The sequence below is a fragment of the Tateyamaria sp. 7Alg 36 genome, from assembly GCF_059882455.1.
The window spans coordinates 2,747,666-2,758,813 of record NZ_CM187613.1 but is presented as its reverse complement, the minus strand read 5'-3'; the positions used below and the strand labels follow the sequence as shown (position 1 = coordinate 2,758,813).

Genomic DNA, 11,148 nt, shown 5'->3' with positions numbered 1-11,148 from the left:
ATGAAAGGCAGCCGCGATGATCCGGCTTGAGAAACGCCCGCAGCCGTCGCGTGCCATGTCGTGGGCGACACCGGTTCTGGCGGTGTTGGCAACGATGGTGTTTGGCGGCGTATTGTTTGCCATTCTGGGCAAAGATCCGATTCAGGCCATCCTGACCATTTTCTGGCAGCCGCTGTTTGGCGAGTTCGCATTCTATTACCGTCCGCAACTGCTGGTGAAGGGCGCGCCGCTGATTCTGATTGCCATCGGCCTTGCCCTTGGGTTCAGGGCGGGCATCTGGAACATCGGGGCCGAGGGGCAGTATATCGTCGGCGCGATTTGTGGTGCGGCGGCGGGTCTGGCCTTTTACCCCGCCGAGAGCGTTTTCATCTTTCCGCTGATGGTTCTGGCGGGTGCTTTCGGCGGCTGGGTCTGGGCCATGATACCGGGGCTGTTGAAGGTCAAGTTCGGGACAAACGAAATTCTGGTGTCGCTGATGCTGGTCTATGTGGCCGAGCAATTGCTTGCCTCTATGTCTTTGGGGTTGCTGAAGAACCCCGAGGGGTTCGGATTTCCGGGCTCGCGGAACCTGCAGCAATATGCATCGGCGCATAATGGCGAGTTGATCGCGGGGACGGGCATGCACTGGGGTGTTGTCGCCGCGTTGATCGCCGTGATCTTCGCCTATGTTCTGCTGACGCGGCATCGGTTGGGATTTGCCATACGTGTCACCGGTGAAGCCCCCCGCGCGGCCAAATTCGGCGGCGTCAATCCGGCGCGTCTGGTGTTGTTCTGTCTTGGCATGTCCGGCCTGCTAGCGGGGCTTGCGGGCATGTTCGAAGTGTCCGGACCTGCCGGACAAATCAGCATCGACTTCAATGTTGGCTACGGCTTCACGGCGATCATCGTCGCCTTTCTGGGCCGTTTGCATCCGGTTGGCATCGTCGCCGCGGGGCTGTTGATGGCGTTGACCTATATCGGCGGCGACATCGCACAAAGCCAGTTGGGCCTGCCGGCCGCCGCTATTCAGGTGTTTCAGGGGATGCTGCTGTTTTTCCTGCTCGCGCTTGATGTGCTGACGCATTACCGCATCCGGATCGGCAAGGGAGAGCTTGCATAATGGACCTTTCTGCCATCAATCCCATCCTTCTGATCGCTGCGATGATCGCGGCCTCTACCCCGATCATGCTGGCCGCGATTGGCGAGTTGATTGTCGAGCGCGCGGGCGTTTTGAACCTCGGGGTCGAGGGCATGATGATCACCGGCGCGGTTTGCGGTTTCATCATTGCGGTGAACACAGGATCGCCCGCCGTCGGCTTTGTCGGGGCGGCGGTCGGGGGCGCGGTTCTGTCGCTGTTGTTTGCCTTTCTGACGCAGGTAGCGCTGGCCAATCAGGTGGCGTCGGGCCTTGCGCTGACGCTGTTCGGGCTGGGGCTGTCTGCGCTGATGGGTCAAAGCTATGTCGGGATCAAACCGCCGCAGATGCAGGGCACACCACTGGGCGCGCTGGCGGATATTCCGGTGATCGGGCCGATCCTGTTCGGCCATGACCTGATCGTCTACCTCGCGCTGCTGATTGTGGCGGGCACGTGGGCCACGCTGAAATACACGCGCGCGGGTCTGATCCTGCGGGCTGTTGGGGAAAACCACGATGCCGCACACGCGCTTGGGTATAAGGTCAAACGCATCCGCACCGGCGCGATTATGTTCGGCGGTGCCTGCGCGGGCCTTGGCGGTGCCTATATCAGTCTGATCCGCGTCCCGCAGTGGACCGAGGGGATGACAGCAGGCGTCGGGTGGATCGCACTCGCTCTGGTGGTGTTTGCCAGCTGGAAACCATTGCGCGTCCTGCTGGGTGCCTATCTTTTTGGCGGAATCACCCAGTTGCAACTGAACCTGCAAGGTGCAGGCGTTGCTATTCCCGTCGAGTATTTGGCAATGTCGCCCTACATCGTGACAATCATCGTTCTGGTGATTCTGTCTGCGGACAAATCCCGCGCCCCCGGCTCACTGGGGCGCACATTCCACGCCTCGGGATAAGAGGCGCTTTAACTTCAGGGGGTAACTCTCATATGAAATTCACCACATTGATGGCGACAGCCGCGCTTGCGGTCGGCTTTGCCGGCGGCGCGATCGCCGACGGTCACGAAAAAACCAAAGTCGGCTTTGTTTATGTCGGCCCTGTCGGCGACGGCGGCTGGACCTACGAACACGATCAGGGCCGCCAAGCGGTCGAAGCGGAATTCGGCGACAAGGTCGAAACCGTCTACGTTGAAAACGTGGCCGAAGGACCGGACAGCGAGCGTGTGATGACGCAGATGGCGCTGGACGGGGCCGACCTGATCTTCACCACGTCGTTCGGGTATATGGACCCGACGATCAACGTGGCGGCCAAGTTCCCCGACGTGAAATTCGAACACGCCACGGGTTACAAACGTGCCGACAACGTGTCGACCTATTCGGCCCGCTTCTATGAAGGGCGCGCCATTCAGGGCCACATCGCGGGCAAGATGACCAAGTCGAACATCATCGGCTACATCGGGTCCTTCCCGATCCCCGAAGTTATTCGCGGCATCAACTCGGCCTATATCCACGCGTCCAAGGTGAACCCTGACGTCGAGTTCAAGGTGATCTGGGTCTACACATGGTTCGACCCCGCCAAAGAGGCCGATGCCGCCAAGGTTCTGATCGAACAGGGTGCGGATGTTGTTCTGCAACACACCGACTCCACCGCGCCACAAGCCGCAGCGCAAGAAGCGGGCAACGTGGTCACATTCGGTCAGGCGTCTGACATGGGGCAGTACGCACCGTTCCCACGCGTTTCTTCGATCATTGACGACTGGGCCCCCTACTACATCGCGCGCACCAAGGCCGTGATGGACGGCACATGGGAAAGCACGGACACTTGGGACGGTATTGGCGCTGGCATGGTCGGTATCGGTGAGATCACAGACGCTGTACCGGAAGACGTCAAAGCCGAAGCACTGGCCCTGAAGGCCGCGCTGGCGGACGGGTCTTACCACGCGTTCACCGGCCCGCTGAACAAGCAGGACGGCTCGGTCTTTCTCGCCGAAGGTGAAACAGCCGATGATGGCACGCTGGCTGGTATGAACTTCTATGTCGAAGGCATCGAAGGCGACATTCCGCAATAAGCGGACAGGGATCAGGCGCAGCGACTTGCGCCTATCCACGAAAGGCCCCGTTTCGCACGGGGCCTTTTTTTATCCGTCACCGGTGCGCGGTGCGCCTGTGTCGGGAAATATCTGCACCATCTCGGCATTGAACGACGCCCACGTCATCGTGGCCTTGTTGCCCGCCACCCCGTGATAATGCGAGCGTCCGGTGTCATTGGGCAGTCCGGCCCAGATTTTCGCCAGATTGTTCATGAATGCCTCGCGTCCAAGGCTGCCTTCCAAAAACCGTGTCAGCCCCGCATCGCGCAGCAGCGCATCGGCCAGACGGTCCTGCACATCGGGGGTGAACCGCGTCTTGGGATCGATGTTCAACCGCTGCACCAGCATCCGCAGAGTCGGCGGAATGAACTGATAGCGGCCGATGGCATGTGGCTGTCCAGGGGTGTCTTCGATCCAGTCATAGATGTCCTGCACCGTCAGCGCAGTGGGCGGCGCATCGGGGCGGATCTTGGCCCCGTGCTGGACTGCGTCATAGCCTTTCGATCCTGCCTCGGCCCGGGCGATCAGGCTGCGCAGGCGGGCAAGCGGCGCGTGACGCGGGCTGCTATAGGCCGGACCGCGCATAACGGCTGGCGCAAACATGCCGCCGCCATCGCGCCCTGCGAATAGGCTAGGCGAATTGCGCGGTTTTGCCCCCTCTTTCCGGATCAGGGGTGCACGATCCACCAGCAGGCTAACGCGGCTGACCATCGGCAGCGCATCCGCCCATGCAAAAGCCGCCTGACAACACAAACCCACACAGGCCAACAGGCCCAAGAAACGCTCCATCACAACCTCATTCTGAAATCACCGCGTGAGGGGCAAGCTGCCAGCCAAGCGTTGACATAGGGTTGCCAGCACCCGCCGATACCCGTCGGGTTTTACTAAAATACGGTGCAATTCCCGACGCGGGACACGGGCAAAGCCGCCCACCGAGTGACGGTGCAATTCGCCGCCGACGCAGCCTTAACCGTTGCGCGGGCGGGGCAAGTCGTGGCACCAATCACGCATGATTACATCTCTGAATGGCACCCCGCTGTCCCCGCTGACCTTTGGCACAATGCAATTCGGCGGCAACGCCGACGCGAACGAAAGCCGCGACATGTTCGACGCAGCGCGCGCCGCTGGCATCACCCATTTTGACACCGCCTATGTCTATACCGGCGGCCAGTCCGAGACGATCTTGGGCGAGCTGGTCAAGGACGATCGCGACAGCATCATCGTCGCCACCAAGGCCGCCTATGAATACGGGTCGGGCCGCGACAACATCCTGCAAGGTTTCGCCACCTCGCAGCAGCGCCTTCAGCTGGACGTGGTCGACATCCTGTACCTGCACAGGTTCGACGACGACACGCCCTTGCAGGAAACCTTTGACGCGCTGGCGACCCTGAAACACAGCGGCAAGATACGCCACATCGCCGTGTCGAATTTTGCTGCGTGGCAGGTGATGAAGGCGCAGGCGGTCGCGGCCAATTTCGAAATCCAGATCGAAATGATGCAGCCGATGTACAGCCTTGTGAAACGCCAGTCCGAGGTCGAGATTTTCCCAATGTGCGTCGATCAAGGGCTGGAAATCGTACCCTATTCGCCGCTTGGTGGTGGCCTGCTGACCGGTAAATATGTGCACGGCGCCACCGGTCGCCTGACCGAAGACCACCGCTATGCCGCGCGCTACAACGTCGAATGGATGCGCCAAACGGCGATGCAGCTTGACGCGCTGGCGTCCGAAAGTGGAACGCATCCCGCAACGCTGGCTGTCGCATGGGCGATGGCCCATCCCGCACGCCCCCGCCCGATCATCTCCGCACGGTCGCTTGAACAGCTTGGCCCGTCGCTGGCCGCACTGGATTTCGAGATGACGCCGGAGCTTTATGACCGGATCACCGCGCTCAGCGTGACGCCTCCGCCCGCGACGGACCGGATCGAGGAAGCATGAGCGACATCATCGTGATCGGCGGCGGGATCGCAGGGGTCTCTGCCGCGGCACGTCTGTCGGCGCACGCCAATGTTACCCTGATCGAAGGGGAACCCTCGCTAGGCTATCACGCCTCGGGGCGCTCGGCTGCGCTGTTCGAACAGAATTACGGCCTGCCCTCGGTCATCACGTTGAACCGCGCCAGCGCCGATTTCCACCAACCCTACCTCAGCCCGCGTGGTTTCATGCTGATCGCCTGCGCGGGCGAGGATGATGGTTTCGATGCCGACGCCGCCCAGTTGAAATGCCCCGAAGTGTCCTTGCAAGAGGCACGCAATCACGTGCCGATCCTGAACGACACGATCTCCCGCGCCGCCTATCACCCCGAGGCGTATGACATCGACACTGACCGGATGATCCAGGATTTCGCCAAGACGATCCGCAGCAACGGCGGGCGCCTCCTGACCGGCACGCCCGTCACCGGCATTCACCACGACGGCACATGGCAGGTCGCCTGCGGCCCCGACATCCTGCGCGCAACGACGCTGGTGAACGCCGCAGGGGCGTGGGCCGATCAGGTCGCGGTCATGGCAGGCGTCGCGCCTGTTGGGATCACGCCGCACCGACGGTCCATGGCGCGTATTCCGGCCCCTGACGGTCTGGACGTATCCCGCTGGCCGATCTTCTTTGGCGTGGGCGAAGCATGGTATGCCAAACCCGACGCGGGCGCGCTGCTGGTTTCGCCAGCGGACGAGGACGCCACCGAACCGCACGACGCGTGGCCCGATGACATGGTGCTGGCCGAAGGGCTGGACCGCTATGGCCAATGCGTCACCGCCCCTGTCACGCGGCTGATCGCTTCGTGGGCGGGCTTGCGCAGCTTCGCCCCCGACCGCACCCTTGTACTGGGGCGCGACGCGGCACACCCCGAATTCATTTGGTGCGCGGGGCAAGGTGGCTATGGCTTCCAGACCGCGCCCGCCGCCAGCCAGTTGCTTGCCGATCTGATCCTTGGCCACGCACCCACCATCGACCCCGACACCATCGCCGCCTTGTCCCCTTCGCGTTTTTCATAAGTCCTAGAGGTTGCCCATGTTCCGCCGTACCATCGCCCTTCTGCTTCTTGTTGCAGCCTGTGGGACTGCCCCCGCCCCGTTCAACGGCCCCTTGGTGATCGGGGACAGCGCACCGGTACAATTCGCCGGACGGCAACCCAGCACCTATCCCGTGCGCGGCATGGATGCCGCACGGTTCCAGACTTCTGTGGATTGGGAACGGGCCAAAGCGGTCGGCATCGAATTCGCCTTCCTCAAGGCGACCGAGGGTGGCGACCTCAAAGACCCGAAATTCGACGACCACTGGCGGGGCGCAGGCCGCGCAGGCATCGCACGCGGGGCCTATCACTTCTATTATTTCTGCACCTCACCCGAAGTGCAGGCGCAGTTCTTTATCCGCACTGCCCCGCGCACGCGCGGCAGCCTGCCCCCTGTGCTGGACATGGAATGGAACCCGTTCTCACCCACGTGCCAGCGCCGTCCCGATGGCGCGACCGTGCGGGCCGAGATGCAGCGCTGGATGGACATCGTGACCGCCCATTACGGGCAAAAGCCGATCATCTACACCACCCCGCGCTTTTACAAAGAAAACGGGCTGGGTGCGTTCAAGGGCGTGGATTTCTGGCTGCGTACAACGGCCAAAACCCCGGCCCAAGCCTATCCCGGCCAAAGCTGGCGCTTTTGGCAGTACACGGCCACCGGCACATTGCCCAACACACCGGGTGCAGTGGATATCAACGCCTTCAACGGATCGCGTGAAACGTGGGAGGCGTGGAAGGCCCGCCGCTCCATCAAATAGTGTGCGGCCTGCCACGACGCATCCCTCGCCCCCCGTATCAGGCGGGCAAGGGATATGTGCTTAGCCGTCCTTGCGGATCGCCTCGTTCTTCGGATCATAGGGGCTGTCTACGACGACCTCGGCATCCCACAACTGGTCGAACATCTTGACCTGCAACTTGGTCCCCGCCTCAGCCAGTTCCGGCGCGACATAGCCCATGCCAATGGATTTCCCGAAGGCCACCGAATACCCGCCCGAGGTCAACCGCCCGACACGGCGATCACCGTGATACAGCGCCTCGCGCCCCCACGGATCGGCATCATCCGGCCCATCAATCAACAGCGTCACGCATTTCGACCGCACGCCGATCGCCTGCATCGCATCGCGGCCATGGAACGGCTTTGACAGATCGACAAAACGCGGCAGGTCCGCTTCAAGCGGCGTCGCATCGCGCCCCAGTTCCGTCCCGAACGCGCGATAGGATTTCTCCTGCCGCAGCCAGTTCTGCGCCCGCGCCCCGACCAGCTTCAGTCCGTGCGACTCTCCCGCAGCAAGGAGTTGATCCCAGAGGTAGTTCTGCATCTCGATCGGGTGGTGCAGTTCCCAGCCCAACTCTCCGGTATAGGCGACGCGGATCGCCCGCACCGGACACATGCCCAGTTCGATATCGCGGTAGGACAACCACGGGAACCGCTTGTTGGACAGTGCCGTTTCAGGGTCAGGATCAACAATCAGCGACTTCAGAACATCCCGCGACTTCGGCCCTGCAATGGCGAAAACACCCCATTTCGTGGTTTCTTCGGTCGTATTGATACGGCCAAACTCGGGTTCCATATCCGCAACGCACTTATAGAGGTAATCCTGATCATAGGCCGTCCATGAACCCGCCGACACGAGGTAATAGTCATCCTCGGCCAGCCGCACGATCGTGTATTCCGTGCGCGTGGTCCCCGCCGCCGTCAGCGCATAGGTCAGGTTGATACGCCCCACTTTCGGCAGCTTGTTGGTGGTGAACCAATCCAGAAACGCGGTGGCGCCGGGGCCGCTCACGCGATGCTTGGTAAAGGCGGTCGCGTCGATCAGGCCGACGCCCTCACGGATCGCGCGCGCCTCCTCCACAGCATATTGCCACCATCCGCCACGGCGGAACGACCGCGCGTCGTGGTCAAAGTTTTCAGGCGCATCGACGGGGCCGTAATAGTTTGGCCGCTCCCATCCGTTCACAAATCCGAACTGCGCCCCCTTGGCCGCCTGACGGTCATAGCTGGGCGACGTGCGCAGCGGGCGACAGGCGGGGCGTTCCTCGTCGGGATGGTGCAGGATATAGACGTGCTCGTAGCACTCCTCGTTCTTGCGCGCGGCGAACTCGGTTGTCATCCAGTCGCCATAACGTTTGGGGTCCAGCGACGCCATGTCGATCTCGGCCTCACCCTCGACCATCATCTGCGCAAGGTAATAGCCCGTGCCACCCGCCGCCGTGATCCCGAACGAGAACCCCTCGGCCAGCCACATGTTGCGCAAACCTGGCGCAGGCCCCACCAACGGGTTACCATCGGGCGTATAGCAGATCGGCCCGTTGAAATCATCCTTCAGCCCGCTGTTCTCGCAGGACGGAATGCGGTGGATCATCGCCATATACTGCTCTTCGATCCGCTCCAGATCCAACTGGAACAGATCGGCGCGGAAACTGTCCGGCACACCATGTTCGAACCGCGCAGGCGCATCCTTTTCATAGACGCCAAGGATCCACCCGCCGCGTTCCTCGCGCACATAAGACTGCGCATCCGCATCACGGATCACAGGGTGCTCCACGTTGCCCTCGGCGCGGAACTTCACCAACTCGGGATCCTGTTCCATGACGATGAACTGGTGCTCTACCGGAATGGCGGGCATTTTGATGCCCAGCATCTTGGCCGTGCGTTGGGCGTGGTTGCCACTGGCCGTGACCACATGTTCGGCGGTGATAACGATTTGCTCGTCACTAGGCACAAGGTTGCCGCCCTTTTCGACCATCTTGGTCGCCGTCACTTCCCACGCCGACCCGTTCCAATGGAACGCATCCGCCTGCCATTTGCGTTCGATCATCACCCCACGCTGGCGCGCGCCCTTGGCCATGGCCATAGTGACATCGGCAGGGTTAATGTATCCGTCGGTCTGGTGATACAACGCCCCTTTCAGATCATCGGTGCGGATCAGCGGCCACTTCTCCTTGATCTGCTCGGGCGTCATGAACGTGTAGGGCACACCACATGTCTCGGCGGTCGAGGCATAGAGCATATATTCGTCCATCCGTTCTTCGGTCTGGGCCATGCGCAAATTGCCCACCACGGCAAAACCGGCGTTCAATCCGGTCTCTTCTTCCAGCGTCTTGTAGAACCGGATGGAATAGTCATGGATATGGGTCGTTGCAAAGGACATGTTGAAATACGGCAGCAACCCCGCCGCATGCCACGTGCTGCCGCTGGTCAACTCGTCACGCTCCAGCAACATCACATCGTCCCACCCCGCACGGGCCAGATGATAGGCGATTGAGGTCCCGACGGCGCCACCGCCGACAACCAGTGCTTTAACCTGCGTCTTCATGTCTCGAATCCTCGAACAAACCCTCCCCACTTCTAGAAAACAGGACCGTTGCGCGCGCAAGACCGCCGACCGCTCAAGGCGCAAAAACGACGCATTCTTTGGGTCTTAAATACCTTGGGAGATTTCAAAGAGGGCAACGCCCTCTTTGGGCCCGCGCGGCAAGCGCAAATAAAATCGCTGCGCGCGCTAGCGCGGCCTTTGGATTGCCGCAGGGGGTGACAGGGCCAGTGGGATGATCCCCCATGGCCCTGCTCGTTTTAAAGGGCGAAAATCTTGCCCGGGTTCATGATGTTTTGGGGATCGAGCGCGATCTTGATCGCGGCCATGAAATCGACCGTGTCGCCCAGTTCGCGCACCAGATAGGGCATCTTGCCCTGCCCGATCCCATGTTCACCCGTGCAGGTACCGTCCATGCGGATCGCCTCTTCGACAAGGAAGGCGGTGAACTCTTCGGCGCGGGCGACTTCGCTGGGATCACTGCGGTCCAGCAACACCAGCGAGTGGAAATTCCCGTCCCCCACATGCCCGACAATCGGGGCCATCAGGCCAAGCTCTGCCGCTTTGGCCTGCGCCCCTGTGACCGCTTCGGCCAGACGCGAAATCGGCACGCAAACATCGGTGGACAGGGCCTGCGCGCCGGGGCGCAGTTGCAGGCTCGCCCAGTACAGATCGTGGCGCGCTTTCCACAGCTTATTGCGCTCTTCGGCAGTGCCGGTGGTGGCGAAATCGAACCCACCTACATCCTCGGCAATCGCGCCGAACATCTCGGCCTGTTCGACAACCGAATTGTCAGACCCGTGGAATTCCAGCAGCAAAAGGGGCGTCTCCGGCAGGTCCAGTTTGGAATAGGCGTTGGCGGCCCGCACGTTTACCTCGTCCAGCAGTTCGATCCGCGCAACAGGGATGCCATACTGGATCGTGGTCATCACCGCCTGACAGGCGGCATCAATGCTGGAGAACGACATGCGTGCAGCGCGGATCGCCTCGGGAATGCCCTGCAGGCGCAGCGTGATTTCGGTGATCAGGCCCAGCGTCCCTTCGGAACCAACCAGCAGCCGCGTCATGTCATAGCCGGCCGAGGATTTCTTGGCCCGCTGCGCCGTGCGGATCACACGCCCGTCGGCCATCACCGCCTCTAGGGCGATCACATTGTCCTTCATCGTGCCATAGCGCACCGCGTTGGTCCCCGACGCACGGGTCGAGGTCATGCCGCCTAGCGATGCGTTCGCACCCGGATCGATGGGAAAGAACAGGCCACGGTCGCGCAGATAAGTATTCAACTGTTCCCGCGTCACACCCGGTTGCACAACGCAATCAAGGTCTTCGGCGTTCACGGCGATGATCTTGTCCATCGTGCTCAGGTCAACCGACACGCCCCCCGCAGGGGCGTTCACATGCCCTTCAAGCGAGGTGCCCGTGCCATAGGGAATGACCGGCACCCCATGTTCGGCGCAGATCTTGACGATGTCGGACACTTCCTTGGTCGAGTTAGGAAACACCACCGCGTCGGGGGCCTGCGCCTTGATCCATGTGGTGGTGTGCGCGTGCTGGTCGCGCATCGCTTGACCGGTGTGGAACCGCTCTCCGAACTGTTGCTTGAGAATGCCAAGGGCCGCTGCAATGCCGTCTTCGTTGCGTGCCAGATCAATCGCCTGAACCATAGTG

At 61.7% G+C, this 11,148-nt stretch carries 9 protein-coding genes; 6 read left to right on the top strand and 3 right to left on the bottom strand.

Annotation, left to right across the window (positions count from 1 at the left end):
• Positions 1-16 precede the first annotated feature (16 nt).
• From AC6GQJ_RS13445 to AC6GQJ_RS13435, 3 genes are read left to right on the top strand one after another with little or no spacing between them, the layout of a single operon-like run.
• Positions 17-1,099 (top strand): ABC transporter permease, encoded by a 1,083-nt coding sequence (locus AC6GQJ_RS13445; protein WP_500769067.1) that lies wholly within the window; start codon positions 17-19, stop codon positions 1,097-1,099.
• On the top strand, positions 1,099-2,019 hold the full coding sequence (locus AC6GQJ_RS13440) for an ABC transporter permease (protein ID WP_500769065.1): 921 nt from the start codon (positions 1,099-1,101) through the stop codon (positions 2,017-2,019). Before AC6GQJ_RS13445 ends, AC6GQJ_RS13440 begins: the two co-directional genes overlap by 1 nt.
• 32 nt (positions 2,020-2,051) lie before the next feature.
• A complete protein-coding gene (locus AC6GQJ_RS13435) occupies positions 2,052-3,131 on the top strand; it encodes a BMP family ABC transporter substrate-binding protein (protein WP_500769063.1) in 1,080 nt (359 codons plus the stop codon).
• A 69-nt stretch (positions 3,132-3,200) separates the two neighbouring features.
• Here AC6GQJ_RS13435 and AC6GQJ_RS13430 read toward each other — a convergent pair whose 3' ends face one another.
• Positions 3,201-3,941, bottom strand: a complete 741-nt coding sequence (locus tag AC6GQJ_RS13430) for a hypothetical protein (protein ID WP_500769061.1) — start codon at positions 3,939-3,941, stop codon at positions 3,201-3,203.
• 220 nt (positions 3,942-4,161) lie between these two features.
• Between AC6GQJ_RS13430 and AC6GQJ_RS13425 the strand changes: the two genes are divergently transcribed.
• From AC6GQJ_RS13425 to AC6GQJ_RS13415, 3 genes are read left to right on the top strand one after another with little or no spacing between them, the layout of a single operon-like run.
• A complete protein-coding gene (locus AC6GQJ_RS13425; protein WP_500769059.1) occupies positions 4,162-5,088 on the top strand; it encodes an aldo/keto reductase in 927 nt (308 codons plus the stop codon).
• Positions 5,085-6,143: an NAD(P)/FAD-dependent oxidoreductase gene (locus tag AC6GQJ_RS13420; RefSeq protein WP_500769057.1), complete on the top strand. Its 1,059-nt coding sequence runs from the start codon at positions 5,085-5,087 to the stop codon at positions 6,141-6,143. Before AC6GQJ_RS13425 ends, AC6GQJ_RS13420 begins: the two co-directional genes overlap by 4 nt.
• A gap of 16 nt (positions 6,144-6,159) precedes the next feature.
• Positions 6,160-6,921 carry a GH25 family lysozyme gene (locus AC6GQJ_RS13415; protein WP_500769055.1) on the top strand — a complete coding sequence of 254 codons (762 nt, stop codon included), beginning with the start codon at positions 6,160-6,162 and terminating at the stop codon, positions 6,919-6,921.
• 60 nt (positions 6,922-6,981) lie between these two features.
• Here AC6GQJ_RS13415 and AC6GQJ_RS13410 read toward each other — a convergent pair whose 3' ends face one another.
• Complete coding sequence (locus AC6GQJ_RS13410; RefSeq protein ID WP_500769053.1) at positions 6,982-9,483, bottom strand: GcvT family protein; 2,502 nt, start codon at positions 9,481-9,483, stop codon at positions 6,982-6,984.
• Positions 9,484-9,740: 257 nt separating this feature from the next.
• Positions 9,741-11,144: an FAD-binding oxidoreductase gene (locus AC6GQJ_RS13405; RefSeq protein WP_500769051.1), complete on the bottom strand. Its 1,404-nt coding sequence runs from the start codon at positions 11,142-11,144 to the stop codon at positions 9,741-9,743.
• Between the last annotated feature and the right edge of the window lie 4 nt (positions 11,145-11,148).

What these genes read in the sequence shown, in the direction of transcription:
- AC6GQJ_RS13445 (WP_500769067.1), top strand. Translation starts at nt 17, where the DNA reads ATGATCCGGCTTGAGAAACGCCCGCAGCCGTCGCGTGCCATGTCGTGG.
- AC6GQJ_RS13440 (WP_500769065.1), top strand. Translation starts at nt 1,099, where the DNA reads ATGGACCTTTCTGCCATCAATCCCATCCTTCTGATCGCTGCGATGATC.
- AC6GQJ_RS13435 (WP_500769063.1), top strand. Translation starts at nt 2,052, where the DNA reads ATGAAATTCACCACATTGATGGCGACAGCCGCGCTTGCGGTCGGCTTT.
- AC6GQJ_RS13430 (WP_500769061.1), bottom strand. Translation starts at nt 3,941, where the DNA reads ATGGAGCGTTTCTTGGGCCTGTTGGCCTGTGTGGGTTTGTGTTGTCAG.
- AC6GQJ_RS13425 (WP_500769059.1), top strand. Translation starts at nt 4,162, where the DNA reads ATGATTACATCTCTGAATGGCACCCCGCTGTCCCCGCTGACCTTTGGC.
- AC6GQJ_RS13420 (WP_500769057.1), top strand. Translation starts at nt 5,085, where the DNA reads ATGAGCGACATCATCGTGATCGGCGGCGGGATCGCAGGGGTCTCTGCC.
- AC6GQJ_RS13415 (WP_500769055.1), top strand. Translation starts at nt 6,160, where the DNA reads ATGTTCCGCCGTACCATCGCCCTTCTGCTTCTTGTTGCAGCCTGTGGG.
- AC6GQJ_RS13410 (WP_500769053.1), bottom strand. Translation starts at nt 9,483, where the DNA reads ATGAAGACGCAGGTTAAAGCACTGGTTGTCGGCGGTGGCGCCGTCGGG.
- AC6GQJ_RS13405 (WP_500769051.1), bottom strand. Translation starts at nt 11,144, where the DNA reads ATGGTTCAGGCGATTGATCTGGCACGCAACGAAGACGGCATTGCAGCG.